We start from the raw sequence: 24,859 nt of genomic DNA on the forward strand, positions 1-24,859 counted from the left end.
GTTCGCTCCTATGCGGACAGGGTCGGGGTTTCGAGGTGGTGGCGGGTCAGGGACTGGAAAGCGTGGGCCGCCTCCAGCAGGCGGACATCCGAAAGGGCCGGCCCGATGAGTTGGATGCCGGCCGGAAGGCCGTTGGAGAAGCCCGCCGGCATGGACAGGCAGGGAAGTCCCGCCAGGGCGGTGGGTACGGTGAAGACATCGGCCAGATACATGGACATGGGGTCGTCCGTCTTGTCGCCGAAGGGGAACGCGGTGCCCGGGCTGACGGGGGAGGCCAGGACATCGGCCTCGGCGAAGGCGGCATGGAAATCGGCGGCGATGAGGGCCCTCGCCTTGAGGGCCTTCATGTAGAAGGCGTCATAATAGCCCTTCGATAGGCAGAAGGTCCCCAGGAGGATCCGGCGCTTGACTTCATCGCCCAGGCCCGCGTCCCGGGTTCGGGCGATCATCCCCGGCAGGCCGCCCTCGGCTGAAGGTTCCCGGAGGCCGTATCGCACGCCATCGAACCGGCTGAGGTTGCTGGAGACTTCGCTGGTGCAGAGCAGGTAGTAGGTATCGATGGCGTAGCGGGTATGGGGGAGGTCCACCTCCACCAGCTTCGCGCCCTGGTTTTCGAAGACCTGGAGGGCGGCGTCCAGGAGAGTCCGGACGCCGGGCTCCAGGCCATCCGCGAAGTACTCCCTCGGAAGGCCGATGCGGAGGCCTTTCAGGTCCAGGGGATGGAGGTTGGCCAGGCGCTCTACGCCCGGCAGGTCCATCGATGTGCTGTCCAGGGGATCGGCGCCGGCCATGACGCCGAAGGCCAACGCCAGGTTTGCGGCGGTGGCGGCGATGGGTCCCACCTGATCCAGGCTGGAAGCCATGGCCGTGAGCCCGTAGCGGCTGAGGACACCATAGGTGGGCCGCAGGGCCGTCACGTTGCAGAAGCTGGCGGGCAGGCGCACCGACCCCCCCGTGTCGCTGCCCAGGGCCAGGGGGGCGTAGCCGGCGGCCACGGCCACGACGGAGCCGCTGCTGCTGCCGCCGGGTACCCGGGAGGTGTCCCAGGGGTTCCGGGCGGGAGCGAAGGCGCTGTATTCGCCGCTGGAGCCCATGGCGAACTCATCCAGATTGGCCTTGGCGATGGGAACCGCCCCCGCTTGGACCAATCGGCGAACCACGGTGGCGTCGTATGGGGCCACGTAACCTTCGAGCGCCCTGGAGCCGCAGGTCATGGGGAGCCCGGACCAGTGGAGGTTGTCCTTGAGGATGATCGGAAACCCCAGTACCGGAGTCCGCTCGCCGGTCCGAAGCCGTCGGTCGGCCTCCCGGGCCAATGCGAGGCTGCGCGGTTCATCGACGGCCAGGATGGCGTGGAGGGTTCCGTCCAGGTCCCGGATGCGATCGAAGGCGGCAAGCACCAGGCTTTCGGAGGACAGGTCGCCGGCATCCAGGCCTTCGCGCCAATCCATTGCCTTGCCCAACGCCATGCGCGCTCCCGTGGAACCTTCTACTGTGCCATCACGCTGGAGCTTCTTCCAGTCTGGACGGGCCTGGCCACCACCGCGTCCTGGTGAGATTCCGCCATGTTTCGTGGTCCAAAAGCCTGCACGCGGGCTGGAAATAGGCTACCATCCTCTGCTCAAGCCCTGTTCTTCCATCCCCATGCGATGCGCTGGCGCAGGGTGCCCTGTGGACCCCCATGAATCCTTTCGATGTGCTGGAAATCCCTCCCGATGCCTCTCCTGAGGACATCAAGGCCGCGTACCACCGGCTGGCCAAGCAGTGGCACCCCGATCGGTACACTGGCGCCGCAAAAGTCGAGGCCGAAGCGAGGTTCCGGGACCTGGCGGAGGCCTTCAGCATTCTGAAGGATCCAGGAAAACGCCTCGCCGTGATGCAGCAGCTGCCCAGGACTCCGGTGGCGCCCTCCACACCATCCGGGAGGGAAAAGGATGCCGAGGCCGCATCGGAGCGCACCGCCGAGGACTGGGCGACGCTCGCCAAGGAGGCTTTCGAGGGGGGCCGGGTCGATCAGGCGCAGGCCCTCATCCAGTACGCGATCCGGATGGACGGCAAGAAGCCGCAGTACCACGCGTTGCTGGCCACCATCCTGGAGCAGAGCGGCGGCGACCTCCGCACCGTGGTGAGGGCGCTGGAGGCTGCGGTCCTGTTGGCCCCGCGGGATGTGGACAGCCACCTCCGCCTGGCCACCCACTTCCAGACGCTGGGGATGGTGGCCCGCGCGCAGCGCCACCTCCAGACCGCTCGCGAGATCGCACCCAACCATCCGAAACTGCGGCAGACCGCCCCGAGGGGCGGGAAGGGGGCTCCTGGCGCCGCGGGCCAGAAGGGGAAGGCCCAAACCACCCCGGCCGGCCAACCGGGTCTCGTGGATCAACTGAAGGACCTCTGGGGCCGATTGACGGGAAAGGGTTGACCATGAGGATCCACGCCGCGGGCAAGACCGATGTCGGTTGTGTCCGGAAGCACAACGAGGACAGCTACCTGGCCGACGCGGACCTGGGGCTTTTCGTCGTGGCGGACGGGCTCGGCGGACATGCTGCCGGTGAGGTGGCCAGCCAGATCGTCGTGGACACCGTGGCCAAGTTCGTGGGCGACACCCGGGAGAAGGACCGCACCTGGCCCATGGAGTACGACCCCAACCTCTCCTACGACGGGAACCGACTCAGGGCGGCACTGCTTCTGTCGGATCGCGCGATCGCCGAAGATATCCGCCGCAACCCCGAGCGGGAGACCATGGGTTCCACCGTGGTGGCCGGTCTGCTCCATGACTCGCAGGTCACCCTGGCCCATGTGGGGGACAGCCGGGCCTACCTGCTGGGGCCCGACGGCATCCGGCAGGTGACGCGGGATCACAGCTGGGTGGCCGAGCAGGTGGCAAGCGGCATCCTGACGCCTTCCGAAGCCCGGGTTCACCCCTTCCGGAACGTCATCACCCAGGCGCTGGGCAACGGGGGGGACCTGGATATTGAAGTCCAGAACCTGGAGCTGGGCAAAACGGAGCGACTTTTGCTTTGCTCTGATGGCCTGTCAGGAATGATCGGCGATAGACAGATCTGGGACATCGTGACGCAGTCCTCGAACCTTCAAGAGGCTGTGGAATCACTTGTTCTGGCTGCCCGAGAGCAGGGTGGCGAGGACAATATCACTGCCATCCTGGTCGGTCTTGGCCCTGAATCGACCTGACGCAAAAATAGTTAACCTTGACCTAATCCATTCCAGCGGTACCATCTCCAATACCTATATTCTCCAAGTGAGGCATCCGGTGGGTCTCTTCGGAAGCAAACCCAAAAGTCTTGTTGGCTTGGATATCGGATCCAGCTCGGTGAAAGTCTGTGAGCTCCAGCAGATTGGAAAGGGTGGCCAGTCTCGCTACCGCCTCCAGAAGCTGGGCCGGGTCGCCCTGCCCCCCGATGCCATCGTGGACGGCGACATCATGGATAGTAATGCCGTGGCTTCCGCTATCCGTCAGGTCATGGCGGAACAGAAAATCAAAGCCAAGGATGTGGCCATCTCCGTGTCAGGTCAGCAGGTGATGGTCAAAAAAGTGACATTCCCACTCATGAGTCAGGCGGAATTGGCAGAATCCGTCCGCTGGGAAGCTGAGAGCTTCTTCCCGGCGGGCCAAGGTTTGGATTCCTACGCCCTGGATTACTACCTCATCGAGGAGCGGGCGGCGGACGGCAACATGGATGTGGTGTTGGTGGCCTGCCGCAAGGACAAGCTGGAAGCCTACGTCAGCTGCGTGGCCCAGGCCGGGTACAGCCCCAAGGTGGTGGACGTCGACGTGTTCGCCATCCAGAACGCCTATGAAGCCAACACCATGGGAGGTGGCCGCGACGAGGTCGTCGCCCTGGTCAACCTGGGCGCCACCTTCACCAATCTCACCATGATGGTGGGAGGCAAATCGGTGTTCTGGCGTGACATGGCCTGGGGCAGCAGCCGCTACTCCGAGAAGCTCATGGAGGACTGGGGGGTAACCCGGGAGGGGGCCGAGCGGTTGAAGCGCAACCAGGCTGCCGAAGGGCACCAGCCGGACGAGGTCCAGCCGTCGATCAATGCCGTATCGGACGCCTTCGCGGATGAACTCAGCCGGACCCTTGACTTCTTCAAGAGCAGTTTCAAGGTGGACCGCCTCGACCGGGTGCTCGTCAGCGGCGGCGGTTCCATGATCCATGGACTGATGGATGTGCTGGGCGATCGGCTGCGGGTTTCCGTGGACCGCTTCAATCCCTTCCAGCTCGTTGAGATCGATGGTCGGACCGAGGATCCCATGACGGTTCGCGAGATCGGCGGCGGTGCCACCGTCGTGGTCGGGCTGGCTTTGCGCCAAGTGGGGGACCGATGATCAAGATCAACCTGCTGGGTGACGCTCTGGCTCAGGTCGGGGGAAAGAAGGGGGCCAGCAAGGCGGCCGCCGAACCCGTCCAGGTCTACACGGGTGAAGGCGGAAGCCGCTCGAGCCTGCCGATCGCCGGCGTGGTGGTGGGCCTGGCAATCGCGGCCTGCGGCGGCGTCTACTACGTCTGGCTGAACAGCCTCCTCACCAAGGCCGAGAAGCAGAAGGCCGACCTGGAGCGCGACAAGAAGCAGTACGAGCCTTACATCGCCCTGGAGAAGACTTTCCGAGAGAAGAAGGCCGCCCTCCAGAAGAAGGAAGAGGTGATGACCACCCTCAAGCGGCAGCAGTCGCTTCCGGTGCACCTCATGGAGGAGCTCGCCAACAGCCTGCCGGACGATGTGTGGTTCAAGAAGATCAGCCAGAAGGGGGCCCTCATCACCATCGAGGGTGAAGGCCGGAATTTCGAGGCCATCAATGCCTTCTACGGCAACCTCCAGTCCCGCACCCGCTGGTTCAAGAAGATCAACTATCCGAGCGCGAAGCGCGGGACCACCGGCTCCTTCGACTTCACGATCTCCTTCGAACTCCAGAACGCTGTCTGAGGTAGGCCATGAATCCCCAGCTTCAGAAACAGATCGGCGTCGGCGCGGTGGCGGGCATCGTCGTGGCCGGCTTGGTCTACTTCCTGCTCGGCGGGAAGCGGAGCGAGCTGGAAACGGTCCAGGCCGAGGTGAAGACCCTCCAGGCAGAAGTGGACAAGGGCCGTCTTCTCAAGGCCAGCTACGAGAAGCTGCGCGACGAGGTCGCCAAGCAGGACAAACGCATCGAAGAGCTGATCAAGATCATGCCCTCCGAGGCGGACTACGGCGAGATCCCCTACCGCATCAAGAAGCTCGCGGATGACGCCGGCATCGACCAGGTCTCTTTCGTCCTCAAGCCCGAACGGCGCGACACCTACTACACCGAAAAGCCCGTGGAATTCGAGTTTCGGGCGGGGTACCACACCTTCGGCCAGTTCACCTCGCTGGTTTCCGGCTACGACAAGATCATCAACGTCTCGAATATCGAGTTCAGCCGCAAGGTCGAGAAAGGCAGCACCTTTTACCCGGCCACGGTGAAGTGCACTATCAGCGCCTTCATCTACAGCCCGGAGCCCCCCCCGGCTGCACCCGCCAAGAAACCCGTCCCGTCGCCAGCAGCCAAGGGCCGGGCCAAGGAGGATTGAGGAACTCACCATGATCCATCGACTCCTGCCCCTCCCCTTGCTCGCCGGCCTTTCGCTGGCCGCCCAGATCGGTCCAGCGGCCAAGCCCGCCGAGGCTCCCGCCACAGCGACGGTGGCGCCCGAAGCACCTGCCCAGGACGTGGCTGTCATCAAGATCACACCCTACAAGCCCACCATCCAGCGGGACCCCTTCTCCACTCCCCGAGATGACCGCCCCGCCGATGCGCTCGACCTCATCGACGATATCTCCGTCAAGGGCATGATCCGAAAAGACGGCAAGAATTTTGCCATCGTCTCCGACAGCCGCGGGACTGTCCGCTGGCTGCCAGTCGGCCACCGGTTCAAGGATGGCGAGATCGCCAGCATCACCGACAAGGCCGTGACGTTCCACCAATGGGACATGAACACCACCAACCGTTCTGTATTCCGCACCATCACGAAGCCGTTCAAGCGTGAGGAGGGTAAACGATGAATGCTCGCCTGAGTTCCTTGCTGGTCGCAGGGGGCGTGGTCCTGGCGGGGATCCACACGGGGTCCCTCCACGCCTCGCCGACCGTGGAAACCGCTGCCGCGAAGGCCGTGCTGGCCGCAGCCACCCTGGAACCCGCCGGAGCGGGTGCCAAGGTCCTGCTCCGGATTCCGGGCATGGCGGGGCAGCCCGCCATCCAGGTGCTCTCCAGCCCCCTCCGGGTGGTCCTGGATCTTCCGGGTGTCGAGCGGGGAACCGCTGTCACCAAGAAGGACTTGGCCCTGCTGACCCATCCGCTGGTCCAGAAGGCCCGTCTCGGTCAGTTCTCGATGGCGCCCAAGCCGGTGACACGGCTCGTGCTCGAGGTGGCTCCCGGCACCCAGGTGGTGGTGGGCAGCAATCCCGAGGGGGTCCAGCTGATGCTGAATCCGGGCGCGGGTCCCGTCCAGGCTCATCTTGAGGGCATCTACCGCCCTGAGGTCCTGCCGCTTCCGACGGTCGTCAGGGCCTCGGCTCCTGCGGTCGTCGCCTCCGTCCCGGTGACCTCGCTCAATCCTGGAACATCTCCTGCCGCCCCCAAGCCCTTGGCCAGCCTCCCGGCCATGGGTGGTTCCTTCCAGCTTCTGCCTCAGCTGGCTGCCTCTACTGCCCTTCCGGTGGCGAGTCCTGAAGCCGTGCAGCTGCCCGAAGCCGAGAAGGTCCAGGCTCCGACCCACAGCCGATACACGGGCCGGACCCTGGGAGAGGCCACCGCCAAGTACACCGGTGCCAAGATCACCATCGACCTCCAGAACACGGATATCCGGGACTTCCTCCGCATCCTGGCGGACACCGGCAAGCTGAACCTGGTGATGGACCCCGATGTGCAGGGCAACTACGGGTTCAAGTTCAACGAGACCCCCTGGGACCAGGTTCTCGATGTGGTGCTCAAGAACGCCAGCCTGGGCAAGGAGATCCAGAACGGCGTCCTGCGCGTCGCCAAGATCGAGAAGCTCCAGAAGGAGGAGGAGGAACGCAAGCGGCTGGAGGAGACGAAGGCCCTGGCGGGTGAGCTCCAGACCATCACTCGCCCCCTCTCCTACGCGAAGGTGAGCGATGTCCAGAAGATCCTCAAGGAGATGATGACCAAGCGCGGTTCGGCCATCCTGGATGACCGCACCAACACCCTCATCATCACGGACCTGCCTTCCCGCATTCCCGTCATCTCTGAACTGCTGGACACCCTGGATGTCCAGATCCAGCAGGTGCAGATCGAAGCCCGCGTGGTGGAAGCCAACAAGGATTGGCAGCGCCAGTTCGGCGTCAAGTGGCCCCAGGCGAACGGTACCACTGCCAGCATCACTGGTGGAACTGGCACCTCTGGAACACCTTGGGTAGGTTCCCAGGCACCTTTCTGGAACGGCATCCAAGGCTTCAACCGCACAGCTTCAGGCCAACACGCCGCCGTGGCCTGGGCACCCGGCGTGACCGGAGTGACTTCTATCACCGCTCCCGCGGGTGAACTGTGGCTTTCCTTCCTCAGCAACCGCTTGAGCATCAATGCGGTCCTGCAGGCGCTGGAATCCGACGGCACCGTGAAGATCGTGTCCTCCCCGAAGGTGGTGACCCAGAACAACAAGAAGGCCACCATCCTCAGCGGCGAGAAGATCCCCTATCCCACCCAGCAGGGCGGTGCCCAGGGTGGCGCGATCACGGTGGCCTTTGTGGATGCGAACCTGCAGTTGGATGTCACGCCCCAGATCACCAACGAAGGCACCATCATCATGGACATCAAGCTGGAGAAGGCCGAGGCGGATTTCACCCGCACTGTGAACGGCACGCCCACCATCCTCCGCAAGGCCCTGGAGACCCAGATGCTCGTGCGGGATGGTGGAACGGCGGTGCTGGGTGGCGTCTATATCACGAACCATACCGCCGGCCGGGTGGGTGTCCCATTCCTGTCGAAGATCCCCCTTCTGGGCTTCCTCTTCCGGAAGGACACGAAATCCGAGTCGAACAGCGAGCTGCTGATCTTCATCACCCCACGGGTGCTGCGCCAGTAGTCCGGCGCCCCCCAAAAGGAAACGGCCCCGAACGGGGCCGTTTCCTTTTGGGGGGAAGAAACTACTTGGTGATGGGGAGGGTGCGGACGAGGCGCTTGCAGCTGTTGCAGAGGATGGTGAAGTTGTCCGCCTGCTCGAAGTGGTACTTGAACCCGGGATCTTCCGAGACCTTCTCCAGGCGACCGAAGTGGTATTCGGCGATGCGCACGCTTTGGGGGGCGGTCAGATCGGCGCCGCAGTGGGTGCAGGAGATGGCGGCCATGCTTGCTCCTCGGGAAGGCTGGAGATTCAGGAATGGAACAGTTTCCAGAGCCCCCAGCTTAGCAGAGCCAGCGCGGCCAGGCCCACGAAGACCCGCAGCAGCACCTTGCCGATCCGATATGCGACGTAGATCACGAACAGGAAGATCAGGCCTCCAACCACGAGGATGGTGGGGCTCATAGGCGCCTCCCGTCTGGGCCCCAGCTGTAGAAACCCTTTCCTGCTTTCCGTCCGGTCTCTCCCCGAGCCACCAGCTGCCGAAGCAGGGCCGGCGGTTCGTAACGGGGGTCTCCAGAGCTCTGGAAGAGCCCCTCCGCGATCCGCAGGCGCAGGTCCAGGCCCACACGGTCCGACAGCTCCAGGGGCCCGGTGGGGTGACCGTAGCCCAGGGTCATGAGCGCATCCAGGTCCTCCGCGATGGCTACGCCGGCCTCCAGCAGCCGCATGGCCTCCAGCCCCTGGGCCAGAGCCATGCGGGCCGCTGCGAATCCGGGCTGGTCCCTCACGACCACCACCCGCTTGCGTAGAACCAGGCCGAGGGTCCGGGCGCGGGTCAGCAGATCCGACGTCGTCCCAGCTGGCACCGCGATTTCCACCACCGCCATGCGGGGCACGGGCACGAAGAGGTGGAAGCCCAGGAGGCGACCGGGGATCCGGGCGATTTCCGCCAGGCCGGAGATGGGCAGGGCTGAGGTGCCAGACAGCAGCAGCAGGTTTACGGCGCCCCAGCGGGCGGCCTCGGCCAGGGCCGGGGCTTTCACGGCGGGGTCTTCGGGCAGGGCCTCCAGAAAGATGCTCACGTCCTCCATGGCCTCCGGCCCGAAAGGGGCCGCCTGGATCCTGCTCCGGACCTGCCCGTGGACCTCGGGCGAAAGGGTGTCTCTCTCCAGGGCCAGCTTCCAGCGTCGTTCCACCTCTTGCAGCCCGTGGCGGGCATGCGCCAGATCCCGGCCCAGAAGCCGCACTTCCAGCCCGCACTCGGCCGCCCACTGGGCCGTGGACAGGCCGAGGGCGCCCGGGCCGAGGATGGCGAGGCAGTCTGTCAAAGCCGGGCCTCGGACCCCGGAATCCGGCATTCCAGGTGCCCCTGGCAGAGCCCCTCCCAGACCACCGCCCGGCCGGTATTGAAGGCTTTCACGATGGAGCCTTTCCCGCCCGCAACCAGATCGCCCGCCAGGAAGAGGCCATGGACCGTGGAGTGGTACCGGTGGTCCACCTGGGGGTGCCTGCCGTCCAGTTCCACCCCGGCCTGGCGCAGGAATCCTTCCGGTGTGGCGCCGCCCAGGGCGTAGACCAGCCGGTCGAACCGGGCCATCCGTCCGTCCTTGAAGAGAACCTCGACTCGCGGGGTTTCCCCGGTGTCCCTGAGCGAGGTGATGTCCGCGTTCCGCCAGACCGCGGCCTGGCGCGAGGCCTCCAGTTCCTGGAGAATCCGGCGGTTCACCTCGTTGGCCTTGGTGAATTCTGCCCCGCGGTAGGCCAGGGTCACGGAACGCCTCGCATAGAGGTATTCCACGTACTCCAGCGCCGTGTTGCCGCCTCCCACCACCAGCACGCGCTCCCCCTCGGGAATCGCCTCGGTGAGGTCGAAGCGGACGTGGCCCTTGAGGCTGGCCGGAATGGGGTAGTCCGGCTTGTTGGGGCGGCCGAACACGCCGATGGCGATGACCACGGTCTTCGCCCGGTAGAGGGTCCCTTGCGCGTCCGCGGCCTCGAACCCGCCTCCCTCCAGCGGGGTGATGCGGCTGACTTCCGTGTGGCTGCGGATCTCCAGGCCGTACTGGCGCACAAAGTCGTCCAGGGTCGCCAGCACGGTCTCCCGGGTGCCGTCGACGATGCAGACCGCGCCTTCGCAATCCACGTCCTGGCCCAGGTAGACCTTGTCCACCCGCTTGCCGGGGGTGTAGAGCTTCTCGATGGAAAAACTGTGGCTGGGCCCCTTTTCCAGCAGCAGCAGGCGCTGGATGCCGGCCCGGCGCGCCTCCACGGCAGTGGCGATGCCCGCGGGGCCCGCCCCGATGATCAACAAGTCCAGAAGATCCGTTCCCGTGGGGCCTTCAGCCATTAGATTCGCTCCTCCACCCGCTATGATGAACGGAAAGGGCCCTCCGTACCTCCCCGAACCCGCCGCTCGCCAGGGTTGTCATTCCTCATGCTCATCGATTTCGCCGCGATCACCCATCCGGGCAAAGTCCGGAGGAACAACGAAGATGCCTACCTGCTGAGCGCATTGGATGGCGAAGAGCCCATCATCAATGCACCCGCCAGCTCGTTGAAGGTGGGCGAGCCGGGGCTGCTGGTGGCTGTGGCCGACGGCATGGGCGGAGCCGCCGCCGGCGAGGTGGCCAGCCGGGAGGGGTTGGCGGCGATCTCCCTCTACCTGTTCGGGCATTGGGGGCGCCTTGCGCCGGGCCAGGGCCGCGAGGCGGACCTGGTCAAGGCCCTGGAGGCCGCGGTGCGGGAGGCCAGCGATGCCGTCCTGCGCTACTCCGATGACGATCGCACGGCCCGGGGCATGGGCTCCACGCTCACGGCTGCGGTCATCTGGGGCGGTTGCGCCTACGTGGCCCAGATCGGCGATTCCAGGGCCTATCTGCTACGCCAGGGCGCCCTCCACCAGATCACGGAGGACCAGACCCTCGTGAACGACATGGTCGCCCAGGGCACCCTCACCCGGGAGCAGGCGCGCACCCATCCCCAGCGCAACATGATCACCCAGGCCCTGGGCTCGCCCCAGCCGCTGAAGGTGGCCCTCTCCCGGCTCACCCTGCGCCGGGGGGACCGGCTCCTCTGCTGCTCCGACGGGCTCCACGGCGAGGTGAGTGACGGCCACATCCGGGCGGTGCTGGATCAGAGCCTCAGCCCCCGGCGCAGCCTGGAGCTGCTGGTGGAAGAGGCCATCGCGCGGGGTGGGCGGGACAACGTCACCGGCGTGGTCCTGGTCCTCAACGATCCCTCCCTTCCCCTGCCCGCGAGCGGGGAGCCCCTCGACCTGCTGCGCCCGGATGCCCGGGATCACGCCAGCGGTATCTGGGGCCGCCTGCGGGGACTTTTCGGAGGCGGCGCCTCATGAGCATGCTTCAAGGGACCGTGTCCCTCAAACGCTTCCTGGTGCTGGGTCCCGTGCCCGATCCCAAGGACCTCCAGGCGGGCCTGGAACAGGACCAGTTCCGCCCCTTCCAGGATGGCTCGGAAGAGGAGCGCATCGGCTGGTGCGACTGGCGCAACCCGCTCATCACCCCGCCTGACGAGAACTGGGTCAGCCAGGAGCGCTTCGCCGTCTTCGGCCTCCGCATCGATACGCGCCGGGTCCCGGCCACGCTGCTGAAGGCCCATGTGGAGCTCCGCCTGCAGACCATCCAGAAGGAGAAGGACCTGGCCTTCATCGGCAAGGAGGCCCGCATCTCCCTGCAGGACGAGGTGAAGGCCGAGCTGCTGCGCAAGGTGCTGCCCACGCCCAAGGTGGTGGAGGTGGCCTGGGACCTGAAGGGCGGCATCCTCTGGACCACGGCCTCCTCCAGCAAGGCCCAGGGCGCGCTCACGAGCCTCTTCATCAAGTCCTTCGGGTGCGAGGTCCATCCCCTGGCGCCCCTGGTGCTGGCCGGACGGCTGTGCCCCGAACTGCCCGTGGAGGGCCTGATGGCCCTGGATCCGCTGGATCTCGAAGTCGAGGAGGCCTAGGTGAAGCCGCTTGAACTGATGGAGCAGGGCCGCTTTCTCGGCGAAGAGTTCCTGCTCTGGTTGTGGATGAAGAGCATGACCGAGGGCGGCGCCAGCGGCGAAGACGGCGACGGCTCCGGCTGCTTCGTGGACGATGCCATCCAGCTGGCCTCCGAGCGCGGCGAGGTGAAGGAAATCAGCCTCCGCAAGGGCAACCCCTCGGAAAGCCGCGAGGCCTTCGAGGCGCTCGGCCGGGGCATGCGCCCCGCGAAGATGAAGCTGCGCATCCTCTCCGGCGACCTGGAGTGGGTGTTCACCCTCAACGCCGCCACCCTGGACATGGGCACGCTCAAGCTGCCGCCCAGCACCGGCAAGGCCCCCCACGAGCGGCTCCACGACCGGCTCTTCCTGCTGGAGGAGGGCGCCGGCCACCTGGAGCGCCGCCTGGCGATCTTCCTCCGCGCCCGCTCGGAGGATCCCGAGGGCCTCCAGGAATCCTTCCGCGCCTGGGTGCGGGCGGGGCGCTCCGGCGAGGCGCTGCCCACGGGCGAGGCCCCGTGGGAGGCGTGAGCCTCCGCATGCCGGCAGGCGTGAGCCTCCGCATGCCGACAGGCCTGGGGCGCGCGGCGGTTCTGCTCCTGCCCGCGGTGATCGCCGTGGCGCAGGAGCCCGCGCCGGTGCTTGCGCAGGCCCGCACGCCGGAAGGCCGGGCCATCCTCCTCCGCCTCCAGTTCCGCAAGGGCCTCAGCGTCGAAGGGAAGGTCCTGCCGAAGGCCTTCCTGGCCAAGGGTGCAGATCCCACGGGCTGGGTGGCCTTCGAGGGACTCAGTCCCCAGGGCAAGCGCTGGGCCTTGTCGGCGCTGTTCCCGGATGACCAGTGGCGGCAGGAGGAGGTGCGGCACACCGTCCGCCACCCCGAGGTGGAATCCGTCTGGACCCTGGCGGCCCTCTTCACAGGTCACGGCCAGAACTACGATCGGCTCATGACCGAGAACCCCGACCTGCCGGAGAAGCTGCGGGAGGGCGACGTCTGGCGCATTCCCCGCAACCTGCTGTCGGCGGACCTCGGCGGCGCGGGCCGCGGCCCCGACCGGTCCCAGCCCGAGGACGAGCTGGACGACGAGGCCCGTGTGGCGGCCTATCGCGCGCTGCTCTCCTTCGGCGAGGACGCCCAGGGCAAGTACGCCGCCTACCGCATGCGCAAGGGCGAGGCGCTGTATTCGAGCCTGGTCATCCGCTACACGGACCGGGTGGACCCCAAGGGCGTGAACGAACTGGCGGACCTCATCGCCCGGCGCAGCGGCATCGCCGACGTGCGTGGCATCCAGCCCGGCCAGCTCGTCAAGATTCCCGTGGCCTACCTGGCGGATCCCTTCCAGTCCGAGGGCAGCTCGGGCCTGGCGGAGGAGCGCGAGGTCCGCGCCGAGGTGCGCCGCACGGCCCGCGTGGAGGCTGGTCCCAAGCTCAAGGGCGTGCGGATCATCCTGGACGCCGGCCACGGCGGCGTAGACCCCGGCGCCCGGGCAAACGGTCTGTGGGAATCGGACTTCGTCTACGACATCACCATGCGGGTGCGCCGGCTCCTGGAGCAGGAGACCGAGGCCCAGGTGAGCAGCACCATCCGCTACCCCGGCCTGGGTTTCAGGAGCCGCGAAACGATCCGCACGCCCAGCCGCGCCGCGGAGATCCTCACCAGCCCGCCCTTCGCCGTGGATGGCGAAAGCCCCTCCGCGGTGAGCGTCCACCTGCGCTGGGTGCTGGCCAACGACCTCTTCGCCGACTTCCGGAAGACCCGGGGCGATGCCCAGAAGACGCTCTTCCTCAGCTTCCACGCGGACAGCCTGCACCCTTCGGCGCGGGGATCGATGATCTACGTGCCCGGGGCCGCCCTGGTGCCTTCGACCTTCGCCCTGGGCGGCGCCAAGACCGGCCGCGTGGCCGAGGCGAGGCGTTCCAGCCACGTGGCCTTCACGGGCCGGGAGAAGCTTCAGGGCGAGGCCCGGTCCCGCCAGTTCTCGGAAGCCCTCCTGACGGCCCTCCAGAAGGACAGCATCCCCGTCCACGCCAACCGCCCCATCCGCAACGTCATCCACCGCGGCGGCGGCAAGTGGATCCCCGCCGTCATCCGCTACAGCACCGGCGCCACCAAGGCCCTCATCGAAGTGGCCAACCTCACCAACGAGGACGACGCCGCCAACCTGCGCGACCCCGGCTTCCGCGAGCGCTACGCCGTGGCGGTGGTGAACGCGATCCGGGCGTACTACAGGAAATGACGGCTCCACCACGGTGGTGGTAAAGAGGCACAAAGGTGCCCTTTGTGACGTGGGAAAAGCGCGAAAATGAGGGCGGAGGGCCGGATGCGACTGCTGCTCGTGATGTGCCTGCTGCTGGCCGGCCTCGGCTGCCGGAAGCCGGAGGCCCTGGCGGCGCCGCAGGCGCGGCTCATCGTGCGGTTCCTGGACCGCGACGCGGTGCTGGACCTTGCCTCGGTACCGGCCGAAGGCTCCTGGCGCGTGATGAACGCGGGACAGTGGGAGTCCCTGGAAGTGCGCTGGAAGCCCGGCGCCCAGGGCGCCGTCCCGCGTATCGGCGCCGCCGTGGTGGGCCGCACGGCCCCCGACTGGGTGCTGCTGGAGGATCCTGCCCAGGACACCCACCGCGTCGTCATGCGCGGTCCTGGCCCCGAGGAACTCCGCGAACGGAACCAGCGCATGGATCCCGAGGACCAGGAAGCCCTGGCCTTCCTGGGCATCCTCTGGGCGCTGGGATGGTCGAGGTGGTAGGAGGTGTCCTCGGGCTCCGCTAGAATGGCCCTTCCCAAGGCGGCCCTCCTGGCCCCTGGTGATTGAGAGGCGACCATGACGACGACTCCCCTGGTGGGCATCCTGATGGGCTCCAAGAACGACTGGGAGACCATGCAGCACACGGCGCTGACGTTCAAGGCGCTGGGGATTCCCTTCGAGGCCCATGTGGCCAGCGCGCACCGCACGCCGGAGAAGGTGGTCGAGTTCTGCAAGGGCGCCGAAGGCCGCGGCATGAAAGTGATCATCGCGGCGGCGGGCGGGGCGGCGCACCTTGCGGGCGTCTGCGCCAGCAAGACGCACCTGCCGGTGCTGGGTGTGCCCATGAAGGGCTGGGCCACCGAGGGCATGGACGCGCTGCTCTCCACGGCGCAGATGCCTGCGGGCATCCCCGTTGGCACCCTCGCCATCGGCAAGGCCGGCGCCATCAACGCCGCCCTGCTGGCCACCTCGATCCTGTCGCTCACGGATGCCGGCATCCGCGACCGCTACCTGGCCTACCGGCAGGCGCAGACCGAGAAGGCCCTGGCGGACGACAACCTCGTGATGCCCTGACATGGACCGCGTCCACCTCATCACCCTCTCGGACCGCGCTTCGCGCGGGGAGTACCAGGATCAGTCGACACCGATGTTGACTTCCTGGCTCCAGGGACAAGGGGTGAAGGCGGTGACATCCTCGCTGATGCCGGATGATCCCGCGGCCCTGGAGGCGGACCTCCGGGCCGCGGTCGCCGCGGGTGCGCCCCTGGTGCTGACCTGCGGGGGCACGGGCTTTGGGCCCCGGGACACCACGCCCGAGGCCACGCGCCGGGTGATGGAGCGTGAGGCACCGGGCATCTGCGAGCTGATCCGCGCCAAGGGCGGCCATCCCCTGGCCTTCGCCAGCCGCGCCGTCTGCGGCATCGCTGGGCGGACGGTGATCCTCAACCTCTCCGGCCGTCCCGCGGCGGCCCTGGAGCAGATCCAGCTGGCCTGGCCATTGCTCCTGCATGCCGTCTCCGTGCTGCGGAAGGAAGGATCCGCCGGAGGGCCCTGCACGTGAAGGTCTGGGCTCGCATCAACCACGTGGGCTGGGTGCACCTCTGGCGCACCCGGGAGGCTTTCGAGGAAGCCGAGCCCTCGGCCCACTTCCTCCACGGCAAGACGGACCCGCGCTGGGCGGAAGCCCCTCTCACCTCGGCGCAGCGGCGGTCCCTGGAGGCCGGGGACCTGGTCGAGATCGAGGATCCGGGCTTCTTCGACGACGAGGAGTGATCAGGCCGCAGGCGTGGCTACCGCGGCTTCCAGCCGGTGGTACAGCGCCAGCAGGGAGCAGCTGAGCCAGAGGTTCATGGCGCCGCCCAGCAGGTTGAAGATCCAGAATGCCGGGTGCTTCAGGCGAAGCAACGCCCCTGGGCCCAGATCGGGGTCCGTGGGCGGCAGCAGGCGATCCAGGGCCCAGCCCGCGACGATCTGGTAGAGCAGGGCCACCAGCAGCAGGGCGAGCACCGCCTGGACGACCCGCGGCCAATGCCGCGCCATGGCGGCCTGGCTCCAGCGCAGGGCAGCCGGCACGGAATCCCCGCGGAGCAGCATCCGCAGGGGCGCCCAGCCGAAGAGAGTGAGGATGAGGATGCCGGGCAGCAGGAAGCACAGCAGGCCCAGGCCGATGGCCACGCTCAGGCCGAGGCGGAGCAGGAAGGTGCGCAGCCAGCGGCCTTCGAAGGCGTCGTGCCAGGCAGCGACGGGGTTGGCCGGGTGGTTGCGGAGCTCCGCATCCAGTCGCGCAGTCAGCCTGGGGATGAAGTACATCTCCAACGGCAGCAGGCCCGCCAGACCGAAGAGGGCCTGGACCGGCAGGCTGGGACCGGCACCGGCCGCAAGCTCCAGGGCCGGCCCCAGCTGGGAGAGGCCCATGGCCAGCAGCGCCAGCCCCAGGCAGAGCAGGGGGTGGCGGCGGAGCAGGGCGAGACCCTCGCCCAGGGCGCCGAGGTGGGATGGTGCAGGCGTGCGCATCCCTCCAGGCTATCCGGGCGCGCCCCGTGGGCTATCATTCTCGGCATCATGACGCCTGAAGCCCCCTGCCTCCTGGTGGCCAGTCCTTCTCTCCTGGACCCCAACTTCCTGCACACGGTGGTGCTGGTGGTGGAACACGACGAGGAGGGCGCGCTGGGGATCATCCTCAACCGACCTCTGCCCCTCGCGTTGGCCCAGGTCGGCGAGGAGGGCGGCCTGGCCTATGAAGGCTCCGAGGATGCCACCGCCTGGCGCGGCGGCCCCGTCGATCCCCAGCGGGGCATCCTCCTGGTGCAGGGCGGCCTGCCGGCGGAGGAGGACACGGTGGTCGACCTCACCCATTTCGTGAGCCACCGCAAGGATCTGCTGGAGTCCCTGCTGGCAGATCCCTCGGCGCGCTACCGCCTCTTCCTGGGCTACTCCGGGTGGAGCCCGGGGCAGCTCGACCACGAATTGGAGGTGGGCGCGTGGACGCGGCGTCCCGTGGTCTCCGAATGGCTCATGCATCCGGATCCCACAGGGCTCTGGCAGGTGGCCCTGGCCAGCGGCGCCAACGGCTGAGCAGGGGCTGAACAGGAGCTGAACGGGGCCGCTTCTCGCTGTGGTCCCCGGAGGGCCGGTTATACGTGTATCAATTATTTTAATGATTGGCGCTCAATCCATTAAACGGATTGATTCAAAGGTAGACTTTCCATCTTCAATTTCACCGGCAGGCCCACCCCGCTTCCCCGGAGGAACCGATGACCTGGATGCGATCCCTTTGTTTCGCCGCCATCCTGGGCGCGGGGCTCCCCCTGGCCGCCACCGGGACCGCCCCGGTGAACGACACCGGAACCACGGCGTGGATGCTGACCTCCACCACCCTAGTGCTGCTGATGGTGCCAGGCCTGGCCATGTTCTACGGCGGCCTGGTCCGCACCAAGAACGTGCTGGGGACGATGATGCATTCGTTCTCGGCCATGGCCGTGGTGGGCGTGCTCTGGACGGTGGTGGGCTACGCGCTGAGCTTCGGACCCAACGCCCTCGGCGGCCTGGTGGGCTGGAGCCGGGACCTGGTGCTCCTGCGGGGCATCGACCACACCATCCGGCCGGCCGGCGTGCCCGAGTACGCCTTCGCCATGTTCCAGGGCAAGTTCGCCATCATCACGCCGGCCCTGATCGCCGGAGCCGTGGCCGAGCGCATCTCCTTCCGGGGTTGGGTCGCCTTCATCACGCTCTGGGTGCTGTTCGTCTATTGCCCGCTCTGCCACTGGGTCTGGGCCTCGGACGGCTATTTCTACAACCTCGGCGCCAAGGGGGCCATCGACTTCGCTGGCGGCACCGTGGTGCACATCTCATCGGGCGTGGCCGGCCTGGCCCTGGCGCTGTTCCTGGGGGCCCGCCACGGCTACCCCAAGACCGCCATGGCCCCGAACAACCTCACCTTCACCCTCATCGGCGCGGGCCTGCTGTGGGTGGGCTGGTTCGGCTTCAACGCGGGCTCGTCCATCGCCTCGAACCTGGAGACCGCCCGGGCCCTCACGGTCACCCAGGTGGCCGCGGCCGCGGGCGCCCTCACCTGGGTGCTCATCGAGATCATCCGCGAGGACAAGCCCACCAGCCTGGGCATGGCCTCGGGCATCCTGGCCGGCCTGGTGGTCATCACGCCGGCCGCGGGGGTGGTCCAGGTGGGCGGGGCCATCGCCATGGGCGCCATCGCCTCCTGCACCTGCTACGGCATGATCATGCTGAAGAACCGCCTGGGCTACGACGACTCCCTGGACGCCTTCGGCATCCACGGCACCGGCGGCATCGTCGGGGCCCTGGGCCTCACCTTCTTCATCCGCGGCTCCTGGTGGGCCGAGGCCGCGGCCAAGCACCCCGGCTGGGGCCTGCTCTCCCAGCTGAAGGTCCAGGCCTTCGCGGTGGCGACCACCATCGTCTTCTCGGTGGCCATGACGCTGCTCATCGCCTGGCTGGTGGAGAAGGTGGTCGGTTTCCGCGTGGCCGAGGGCGTGGAGAAGACCGGCCTCGACCATGAGATCCATGGCGAGCGAGCCTACGGCTTGAACAACCTGAATTAGGAGGCTCTGATGAAGCTCATCACCGCCATCATCCCCGAGGAGAAGCTCGACGAGGTCCGCGAGGCCCTCATCGAGGCCGAGATCGAACGCATCACCGTCTCCCGGGTCAGCGGCCACGGCCGGCAGCAGGAGATCATGGTCCAGCGCGGCAAGAAGATCGTGCCCAACCTGATCCCCAAGGTCCAGATCACCATCGCCTGCAACGACGAGTTCGAGGACATCACCGTGGAGACCATCATCCGCACGGCCCGCCATGGGGCGGGCGCGGTGGGCGACGGCAAGATCTTCGTCCAGGATCTGAAGGAGTGCATCCGCATCCGCACCGGCGAGCGGGGCGGCCAGGCCATCTGAATCCTCGGCTTCCGGGCTAGGCTTTCTGCATGCGCAGCATCGTCTGGTTCCGGGGCAAGGACCTCCGCGTGGCGGACCACGGGCCGCTCGCGTCGGCCGCCGCCGTGGGCGAGGTGATCCCGCTCTTCGTGCTGGATCCCTTCTTCTTCTCGACGGAGCGGGCCCAGGGCCTGCCCCACCGCATGCAGTTCCTGCTGGCGTCGCTCGTGTCCCTGGAGGCCAACCTGGCGCACCTGGGTTCGCGCCTGCTGGTGGTGCCGGGCCGCAGCGTGGAGGTGGTGCCCCGCCTGGCCACGGCCTGGAAAGCGGAACAGGTGCTGGCCCACCGCTGGGTGGAGCCCTTCGCGCGGGAGCGCGACCGCCGGGTGGACGAAGCCCTGGCCCGCGCGGGCATCGCCTTCCGCCTGTTCGAAGGCGAAACGCTGCTGCCGCCAGGCTCGGTGCGGAACGGGCAGGGCGGCATGTTCCGGGTGTTCACGCCCTTCGCCCGGGCCTGCGGGGCGAAGCTGGATCTGGAACCGGCGCTGCCGGCCCCGCGGTCGCTCCCGCCGGTTCCCGGGGACATCCGGGCCGACACGGTGTCGATCCCTTCGCCGCAGGCCCTGGGGCTCGTACCCAATCCCCGCCTCCAGGCCGGTGGGGAGCGGGCAGCCCACCAGCGTCTGAAAGCCTTCCTGGAAGCGGCTCTGGCGGACTACGGGGTGGGCCGGGACCGCATGGACCTGCCCGGCACCTCTCGGCTCAGCGCCGATCTGAAGTTCGGCACCCTGTCCGTGCGTGCGCTCTGGCAGGCCGTGGCGGCAGCCGGAGCAGGGGAGTCCGGGCGCCGCTACCTCAACGAGCTGCTCTGGCGCGAGTTCAGCCACCACCTGCTGTGGGAGTGGCCGGAGGTGCTGGAGCGCCCGTTCCGTCCCGCGTTCGAGGGCTTTCCCTGGCGCGAGGACGAGGCCGCCTGGGAGGCCTGGACGGAGGGCCGCACGGGCTATCCGGTGGTGGACGCGGCGGCCCGGCAACTGAAGTCCGAAGGCTTCGTCCACAACCGTGCGCGAATGGTGGCCGCGAGCTTCCTCACGAAGCACCTGCTGCTCGACTACCGGCGCGGCGAGGCCCACTACCTTCGCTGGCTCACGGACGGTGACTGGGCCGCGAACAACGCGGGTTGGCAGTGGTGCGCCGGCTGCGGCTGCGACGCCCAGCCCTGGTTCCGCGTCTTCAATCCCACCTCGCAGGGACTGAAGTTCGATCCGGAGGGCGCCTACGTCAGGCGCTGGGTGCCCGAGCTGGCCGACTGCCCCACCGCCTTCATCCACGAGCCCTGGAAGGCGCCGCAGGCGGTCCGCCAGCGCCTCGACTACCCCGAGCCCATCGTGGATCACGCCTTCGCCCGGGAGCGCTTCCTGGCCACTGCGAAAGGGCATCTGGGGCCCGGGGCGCCCTGATAGAGTGGAGGCAGCGGTCCGCCGCTATCCCTTCTGCTTTATTGACTTATGGGTATCCGATGCACACCATCCGATTCGACGGCAAGAAACCCGGCAGCGCCGAGTGCGAACAGGAGACCGCCCTGCTGGCGGCCAGCACCCGGGCCGGCGTGCCCCTGAACCACCGCTGCGGCGGCCACGCCCGCTGCGGCACCTGCGTCGTCACCGTCATCGAGGGCGCGGAGCACCTGAGCGAGAAGGGCAACGCCGAGAGCCGCGTGCTCGAAGTCCTCAAGGCCGGGCCCGACCAGCGCCTCGCCTGCCAAGCCTGGGCCCGGGGCGACGTCTCCGTGAAGTACTGACCCGGATCGTTTTCGAAAAGCAGAACGCTAAGCGCGCCAAGACGCCCTTTGGGCGAGCGAAGAGCGCGAATGGGGCCTCGACCCATCCCGGACATCCTTTCGAGGGTGTCGGATGTGGGCGGTTTCGGGGGCCGCCTCGATCCGCCGCCCTCGAAGCAGGTCGCGCTGCACACGACCTGAGGCCGAAGGCCTGGATGTCCTCCGCCGAGGCGATGGGCTATCCTCGTGCCCTTCGCCAGGAGCGAAGCTCCTCTTGGTGCTCTTCGCGTTCTTCCTTCGAAGGTAATTTCCGTCTGCCAGGAAGGGAAGGCTACCCGACGGGCCGGCGACCCTCCATGGCGCGATCCAGGGTGAGCTCATCGGCGTATTCGAGGTCGCTGCCGATCGGCAGACCCAGGCCGATGCGGGTGGTGCGCACACCGATGGGCTCGAGGATGCGAGCCAGCCAGCTGGCGGTGGCCTCGCCGTCCACGGTGGGGTTGGTGGCCAGGATGATCTCCTGGATCGCGCCGTCCTCCAGGCGCTTCAGCAGCTCGCGCACGCGCAGCTGGTCGGGGCCCACGCCGCGCAGGGGCGAGATGAGGCCGCCCAGCACGTGGTAGCGGCCCCGGAAGTGGCCGCTGCGCTCGAAGCTCAGCACGTTGGAAGCCTCGGCCACGATGACGAGGCTGGAGGGGTCTCGCCGCGGATCCAGGCAGATGGGGCAGGTGGGCTGGTCCGTGAAGGCGCCGCAGACCTGGCAGAAGCCAACCTTGTCGGCGGCCTGCTGGAGCTGATGGGCCAGGTGGGCCATGGCCTCGGGCCCCTCCTTCAGCAGGTGCAGGGCCATGCGCTGGGCGGACTTCGCCCCCACGCCCGGCAGTTTCTGGAGGCTCTCCACCACGGCCTCGAGGGGCGGCGGAAGCTTCACAAAGAACCTCCCTGCTTCTCGATGCCAGCCGCGGACTGACAGCTGACAGCTGAGAGCTGACAGCTGATGGCCATCAGAGCCCCAGCCCGGGGATGCCCAGGCCCGCGCCCATGCCGCCCATCTGCTTCTTCATGGCCTCGTCGACCTTGGCGGTGGCGTCGCGGAAAGCGGCCATGAGGAGGTCTTCGAGCATGGAGGGATCCTCGGGGTCCATGGCGTCCTTGGCGATGGAGAGACCCATGAGTTCCTTGGAGCCGTTCAGGGTGACCTTCACCAGCTCGCCGCCGGCGGTGCCCTCGATGCGCAGGTTGGCCTGGGCCTCGGCGAGCTTCGCCTGCATCTGCTGAGCCTGTTTCATCAGGAAGCGCATGTCCATGTCAGTCTCCGGAAAGAGGGGTCGGTACCGGTTTCGGGCCGCGCAGGCGGTGCGCCAGCCGCAGCATCAGAAAATATCCCACGGGGATGGCCAGCGCGCTCAACACGAAACCGCCCAGCAGATAGGGCACCAGGATGGGCTTGAGCATGGCGGCCGCAGCCTCGAAGCCCTCGCGGGTGGTGAAGCTCTGCCAGCCGAAGCTCTTCCAGTCCACGCCGCTGAGATCGAGGTGCAGGCCGCGTCCCAGCAGCACGTTGCCGAACAGGGCCGAGCCCGTGGCCATGGGCACCATGGTCCAGGGGTTGTTGGTGAAGGCGCCCAGGAAGGCGAGGGGCCGGTGCAGTTTCTTCACCAGGGCGCAGAACAGGACGACCAGACCAGTGTGTGTGCCCAGCAGCGGATTCCAGGCGATGGCGAACCCCAGGGCGAAGCTCCAGGCCAGGTGGTGCGGCTCCAGGTCGGGATCTGCCAGGAACCGCTTGGTTCGGGCCCAGATGTGCGTCTTGTCGTGGTGCGTCATGAAGGTCCGAAGTGGTCGAAGCTGAGGTCGGGCAGGGGGCGGAGCGATCCTCCATCATAGGCCAGGAGGGGTGATTCCCCGCGGGGCAGGACCGCGCCCACGGGAATCAGTGGCAGGCCGAGGCGCTTCTCCAATTCCGCCGGAGGCAGGGCGGCGCCGAAGCAGCGAGCGTAGTCCTCGCCGCCGCGTAGCGCATCCTCGTCCAGGCCGGGTTCCACGGCGATGCTGAGTCCCGAGGCCTCCGCCAGGTTGCGAAGGTCCCGACTGAGGCCATCCGACAGGTCGAGACAGGCATGGACCTCGGGGATCTCCGCCAGGCGTGGGCCCAGGCCCAGACGCGGGTGGGGCGCCAGATGGGCCTCCAGATCTGCGTCGGGCTTCGCCGGGTTCCAGCGCTGACCCGACTGGAGCTTCCGCAGGCCCCGCAGGCTGGCACCGGGGTGCTGGTCCACGAAGATCCGGTCACCGGGCCGCAGGCCGTCCCGCCGCAGCCAGCGGGCGGCGAAGCCAAAGGCCGTGAGACCCAGGCCCAGCCCCGCGGGCCGGCCCACGGTGTCGCCGCCCAGCACCTGGACACCCGCCTCGTGGGAGGCCCCGGCCAGGCCCGCAAGGAAGGTCTCCAGCCAGTCCCCGTCGATCTCCGGGCCCAGGGCCAGCGTGAGGGTGTAGCCGAATGGACGGGCACCGGAGGCATCCAGGTCGGAGAGATTGACCATCAACAGCTTCCGGGCCAGAAGGTCTGGGGGGTGCCAGTCCAGCCGGAAGTGCTGGCCGGATTCCATGAGGTCCGTGGTGACCAGCAGGGTCTGACCCGGCGGGGTTGGGGGCAGGGCGCCGCAATCGTCCGCGAGCGTGCCGCCGCCGGGCAGAAGCTCCCGGATACGGGCAAGAATTCCCGTTTCCTTCAGGCGCATGGGCGGACCTCCGTCACAACTCCAGTCTCCCACGCCCCTGGAGGCCAGGCGATGCTTGGTCAGAGGCCCGCGCGATGCTAGGTTGATTGGGTTCGCCCCTGCCAGGGCCCCCATTGAATCTCGAGGAGACGACCATGGCCATCACCAAAGTCTGGATCGACGAAGGCTGCATCGTGTGCAATGCCTGCGAGGCCGAGTGCCCCGACGTGTTCCACGTCACCGACACCAGCTGCAACATCAACGGCTCCGTGCGCGAGGACGGCATCGATTCCGAGAACCGGGACGAGCAGAGCCCCCTCTCCGGCAGCTTCGGCACCGACCTGGAGGCCAGCATCGAGGCCGCCGCGGCCGGCTGCCCCGTGGAAGTCATCAAGTTCGAGAAGGCCTAAGGCTGAAACGGCTTCGCCGTTTCAGATGAGAACGGGCGCCAATCGGCGCCCGTTTTGTACTTCGAGATGCAACTGCGTCACCATGGAAGTCCCCGGAGGTTCCCATGCTCAACCGTCTGCAGGCCGATCTGAAAACCGCCATGCTGGCCAGGGATGCCGCCCGGACCCAGGTGCTCCGCATGGCGCTCGCCGCCTACAAGAACGAGGCGGTGGCCAAGGGGCTGGGCCCGCAGGGGACCCTGGAGGAGGCCGACGCCCTGGCCGTCCTCAAGCGCCTGGTGAAGTCCCGGGAGGACAGCATCGCGCAGTTCGAGAAGGTGGGCCAGGCCGAGCGGGCGGCGCAGGAGCGGGCCGAGATCGAGCTGTTGAAGCCCTACCTGCCCGCCATGCTGGAGGGGCCGGCCCTGGAGATTGCCGTGAAGGCCGCCATCGCCCAGACCGGCGCCGCCACGAAGAAAGACATGGGCCTGGTCATGAAGGCCCTCCAGGCCGCCCACGGCGGCGCCTTCGACGGCAAGGCCGCCAGCGCCCTGGTGCAGAGCCTTTTGAATTGAAACCGCGAAGCACGCGAAAAGGTGCGAAAGGGGGCCGGGCTCTTGGCCCGGGCTTCCATCTCTGACCTCCGGAAGCGACCTGGTTCTTTTTCGCTAAGGTGCTTCCGCATAGGCCCGCAGGGCCTATCGCGCCTTTCGCGGTCCGGCATTCCTGGCCCGGATGTGGCCGCTGCCTGGGTTAGACTTGGAGATTCGAGGCCCCTG

The 24,859-nt window shown here is 67.6% G+C and carries 32 protein-coding genes; 22 read left to right on the forward strand and 10 right to left on the reverse strand.

Annotated features, from left to right (window positions below):
- Positions 1–8: 8 nt before the first annotated feature.
- Positions 9–1,469: an Asp-tRNA(Asn)/Glu-tRNA(Gln) amidotransferase subunit GatA gene (gatA, locus tag MLG87_RS01140; protein ID WP_243293392.1), complete on the reverse strand. Its 1,461-nt coding sequence runs from the start codon at positions 1,467–1,469 to the stop codon at positions 9–11.
- A gap of 212 nt (positions 1,470–1,681) precedes the next feature.
- On the opposite strand from gatA, the gene MLG87_RS16000 reads away from it, so the two are divergent.
- The 7 genes from MLG87_RS16000 to MLG87_RS01180 all read left to right on the forward strand — a co-directional run bounded on the left by MLG87_RS16000 (position 1,682) and on the right by MLG87_RS01180 (position 8,081).
- Complete coding sequence (locus MLG87_RS16000) at positions 1,682–2,419, forward strand: J domain-containing protein (RefSeq protein ID WP_279341031.1); 738 nt, start codon at positions 1,682–1,684, stop codon at positions 2,417–2,419.
- Positions 2,420–2,421: 2 nt separating this feature from the next.
- Positions 2,422–3,189, forward strand: a complete 768-nt coding sequence (locus tag MLG87_RS01155) for a Stp1/IreP family PP2C-type Ser/Thr phosphatase (protein ID WP_243293393.1) — start codon at positions 2,422–2,424, stop codon at positions 3,187–3,189.
- Between the two features lie 79 nt (positions 3,190–3,268).
- Positions 3,269–4,351 carry a type IV pilus assembly protein PilM gene (pilM, locus tag MLG87_RS01160; RefSeq protein ID WP_243293394.1) on the forward strand — a complete coding sequence of 361 codons (1,083 nt, stop codon included), beginning with the start codon at positions 3,269–3,271 and terminating at the stop codon, positions 4,349–4,351.
- Positions 4,348–4,947 (forward strand): PilN domain-containing protein, encoded by a 600-nt coding sequence (locus MLG87_RS01165; protein WP_243293395.1) that lies wholly within the window; start codon positions 4,348–4,350, stop codon positions 4,945–4,947. The genes pilM and MLG87_RS01165 overlap by 4 nt, the downstream gene beginning before the upstream one ends.
- 8 nt (positions 4,948–4,955) lie before the next feature.
- Positions 4,956–5,570 carry a type IV pilus inner membrane component PilO gene (locus MLG87_RS01170; protein ID WP_243293396.1) on the forward strand — a complete coding sequence of 205 codons (615 nt, stop codon included), beginning with the start codon at positions 4,956–4,958 and terminating at the stop codon, positions 5,568–5,570.
- 10 nt (positions 5,571–5,580) lie between these two features.
- A complete protein-coding gene (locus MLG87_RS01175) occupies positions 5,581–6,042 on the forward strand; it encodes a pilus assembly protein PilP (RefSeq protein WP_243293397.1) in 462 nt (153 codons plus the stop codon).
- Positions 6,039–8,081, forward strand: coding sequence for a type IV pilus secretin family protein (locus MLG87_RS01180; protein WP_243293398.1), 2,043 nt, complete (start codon positions 6,039–6,041; stop codon positions 8,079–8,081). The genes MLG87_RS01175 and MLG87_RS01180 overlap by 4 nt, the downstream gene beginning before the upstream one ends.
- 61 nt (positions 8,082–8,142) lie before the next feature.
- Here MLG87_RS01180 and MLG87_RS01185 read toward each other — a convergent pair whose 3' ends face one another.
- From MLG87_RS01185 to MLG87_RS01200, 4 genes are read right to left on the reverse strand one after another with little or no spacing between them, the layout of a single operon-like run.
- Positions 8,143–8,343, reverse strand: coding sequence for a hypothetical protein (locus MLG87_RS01185; RefSeq protein WP_243293399.1), 201 nt, complete (start codon positions 8,341–8,343; stop codon positions 8,143–8,145).
- A 26-nt stretch (positions 8,344–8,369) separates the two neighbouring features.
- Positions 8,370–8,522: a hypothetical protein gene (locus tag MLG87_RS01190; RefSeq protein ID WP_243293400.1), complete on the reverse strand. Its 153-nt coding sequence runs from the start codon at positions 8,520–8,522 to the stop codon at positions 8,370–8,372.
- Positions 8,519–9,388 carry a 3-hydroxyacyl-CoA dehydrogenase family protein gene (locus tag MLG87_RS01195; protein ID WP_243293401.1) on the reverse strand — a complete coding sequence of 290 codons (870 nt, stop codon included), beginning with the start codon at positions 9,386–9,388 and terminating at the stop codon, positions 8,519–8,521. Before MLG87_RS01195 ends, MLG87_RS01190 begins: the two co-directional genes overlap by 4 nt.
- The gene (locus MLG87_RS01200) at positions 9,385–10,407 is read right to left on the reverse strand and encodes an NAD(P)-binding domain-containing protein (RefSeq protein WP_243293402.1); all 1,023 of its coding nucleotides are present in this window, start codon (positions 10,405–10,407) and stop codon (positions 9,385–9,387) included. The genes MLG87_RS01195 and MLG87_RS01200 overlap by 4 nt, the downstream gene beginning before the upstream one ends.
- An 87-nt stretch (positions 10,408–10,494) precedes the next feature.
- Between MLG87_RS01200 and MLG87_RS01205 the strand changes: the two genes are divergently transcribed.
- The 8 genes from MLG87_RS01205 to MLG87_RS01240 all read left to right on the forward strand — a co-directional run bounded on the left by MLG87_RS01205 (position 10,495) and on the right by MLG87_RS01240 (position 16,057).
- On the forward strand, positions 10,495–11,415 hold the full coding sequence (locus tag MLG87_RS01205) for a PP2C family protein-serine/threonine phosphatase (RefSeq protein WP_243293403.1): 921 nt from the start codon (positions 10,495–10,497) through the stop codon (positions 11,413–11,415).
- Positions 11,412–12,023 carry a recombination-associated protein RdgC gene (rdgC, locus tag MLG87_RS01210; protein ID WP_243293404.1) on the forward strand — a complete coding sequence of 204 codons (612 nt, stop codon included), beginning with the start codon at positions 11,412–11,414 and terminating at the stop codon, positions 12,021–12,023. The genes MLG87_RS01205 and rdgC overlap by 4 nt, the downstream gene beginning before the upstream one ends.
- Complete coding sequence (locus MLG87_RS01215; protein ID WP_243293405.1) at positions 12,024–12,572, forward strand: hypothetical protein; 549 nt, start codon at positions 12,024–12,026, stop codon at positions 12,570–12,572.
- Entirely contained in the window at positions 12,569–14,275 is a 1,707-nt protein-coding gene (locus MLG87_RS16255) for an N-acetylmuramoyl-L-alanine amidase family protein (RefSeq protein ID WP_243293406.1), read from the forward strand. The genes MLG87_RS01215 and MLG87_RS16255 overlap by 4 nt, the downstream gene beginning before the upstream one ends.
- Before the next feature lie 84 nt (positions 14,276–14,359).
- Positions 14,360–14,785, forward strand: a complete 426-nt coding sequence (locus tag MLG87_RS01225) for a hypothetical protein (protein WP_243293407.1) — start codon at positions 14,360–14,362, stop codon at positions 14,783–14,785.
- 75 nt (positions 14,786–14,860) lie between these two features.
- Positions 14,861–15,358: a 5-(carboxyamino)imidazole ribonucleotide mutase gene (gene purE, locus MLG87_RS01230; RefSeq protein WP_243293408.1), complete on the forward strand. Its 498-nt coding sequence runs from the start codon at positions 14,861–14,863 to the stop codon at positions 15,356–15,358.
- A 1-nt stretch (position 15,359) separates the two neighbouring features.
- Complete coding sequence (locus tag MLG87_RS01235; RefSeq protein ID WP_243293409.1) at positions 15,360–15,845, forward strand: MogA/MoaB family molybdenum cofactor biosynthesis protein; 486 nt, start codon at positions 15,360–15,362, stop codon at positions 15,843–15,845.
- Positions 15,842–16,057 (forward strand): hypothetical protein, encoded by a 216-nt coding sequence (locus MLG87_RS01240; RefSeq protein WP_243293410.1) that lies wholly within the window; start codon positions 15,842–15,844, stop codon positions 16,055–16,057. The genes MLG87_RS01235 and MLG87_RS01240 overlap by 4 nt, the downstream gene beginning before the upstream one ends.
- Here MLG87_RS01240 and MLG87_RS01245 read toward each other — a convergent pair whose 3' ends face one another.
- Entirely contained in the window at positions 16,058–16,798 is a 741-nt protein-coding gene (locus MLG87_RS01245; protein WP_243293411.1) for a hypothetical protein, read from the reverse strand.
- 48 nt (positions 16,799–16,846) lie between these two features.
- On the opposite strand from MLG87_RS01245, the gene MLG87_RS01250 reads away from it, so the two are divergent.
- The 5 genes from MLG87_RS01250 to MLG87_RS01270 all read left to right on the forward strand — a co-directional run bounded on the left by MLG87_RS01250 (position 16,847) and on the right by MLG87_RS01270 (position 20,992).
- On the forward strand, positions 16,847–17,359 hold the full coding sequence (locus MLG87_RS01250) for a YqgE/AlgH family protein (protein ID WP_243293412.1): 513 nt from the start codon (positions 16,847–16,849) through the stop codon (positions 17,357–17,359).
- A gap of 179 nt (positions 17,360–17,538) precedes the next feature.
- Complete coding sequence (locus tag MLG87_RS01255; protein ID WP_243293413.1) at positions 17,539–18,861, forward strand: ammonium transporter; 1,323 nt, start codon at positions 17,539–17,541, stop codon at positions 18,859–18,861.
- Between the two features lie 9 nt (positions 18,862–18,870).
- Positions 18,871–19,212 (forward strand): P-II family nitrogen regulator, encoded by a 342-nt coding sequence (locus MLG87_RS01260; protein WP_243293414.1) that lies wholly within the window; start codon positions 18,871–18,873, stop codon positions 19,210–19,212.
- Between the two features lie 29 nt (positions 19,213–19,241).
- Entirely contained in the window at positions 19,242–20,651 is a 1,410-nt protein-coding gene (locus MLG87_RS01265; protein WP_243293415.1) for a cryptochrome/photolyase family protein, read from the forward strand.
- Between the two features lie 59 nt (positions 20,652–20,710).
- Positions 20,711–20,992: a 2Fe-2S iron-sulfur cluster-binding protein gene (locus MLG87_RS01270; RefSeq protein WP_243293416.1), complete on the forward strand. Its 282-nt coding sequence runs from the start codon at positions 20,711–20,713 to the stop codon at positions 20,990–20,992.
- A 310-nt stretch (positions 20,993–21,302) separates the two neighbouring features.
- Here MLG87_RS01270 and recR read toward each other — a convergent pair whose 3' ends face one another.
- The 4 genes from recR to MLG87_RS01290 form a co-directional block, all read right to left on the reverse strand.
- Positions 21,303–21,902, reverse strand: coding sequence for a recombination mediator RecR (gene recR / locus MLG87_RS01275; protein WP_243293417.1), 600 nt, complete (start codon positions 21,900–21,902; stop codon positions 21,303–21,305).
- 73 nt (positions 21,903–21,975) lie between these two features.
- On the reverse strand, positions 21,976–22,278 hold the full coding sequence (locus MLG87_RS01280) for a YbaB/EbfC family nucleoid-associated protein (protein ID WP_243293418.1): 303 nt from the start codon (positions 22,276–22,278) through the stop codon (positions 21,976–21,978).
- A gap of 1 nt (position 22,279) precedes the next feature.
- Positions 22,280–22,798 (reverse strand): DUF2062 domain-containing protein, encoded by a 519-nt coding sequence (locus MLG87_RS01285; protein ID WP_243293419.1) that lies wholly within the window; start codon positions 22,796–22,798, stop codon positions 22,280–22,282.
- Positions 22,795–23,712 carry a thiamine-phosphate kinase gene (locus MLG87_RS01290; RefSeq protein WP_243293420.1) on the reverse strand — a complete coding sequence of 306 codons (918 nt, stop codon included), beginning with the start codon at positions 23,710–23,712 and terminating at the stop codon, positions 22,795–22,797. Before MLG87_RS01290 ends, MLG87_RS01285 begins: the two co-directional genes overlap by 4 nt.
- Before the next feature lie 134 nt (positions 23,713–23,846).
- Between MLG87_RS01290 and MLG87_RS01295 the strand changes: the two genes are divergently transcribed.
- Both MLG87_RS01295 and MLG87_RS01300 read left to right on the forward strand, forming a co-directional pair.
- Positions 23,847–24,101 (forward strand): ferredoxin, encoded by a 255-nt coding sequence (locus MLG87_RS01295; protein WP_026853950.1) that lies wholly within the window; start codon positions 23,847–23,849, stop codon positions 24,099–24,101.
- A 104-nt stretch (positions 24,102–24,205) separates the two neighbouring features.
- On the forward strand, positions 24,206–24,655 hold the full coding sequence (locus tag MLG87_RS01300) for a GatB/YqeY domain-containing protein (RefSeq protein ID WP_243293421.1): 450 nt from the start codon (positions 24,206–24,208) through the stop codon (positions 24,653–24,655).
- Positions 24,656–24,859 lie beyond the last annotated feature (204 nt).

The sequence above is a fragment of the Geothrix mesophila genome (assembly GCF_022808835.1).
Classification (GTDB): Bacteria; Acidobacteriota; Holophagae; order Holophagales; family Holophagaceae; genus Geothrix; species Geothrix paludis.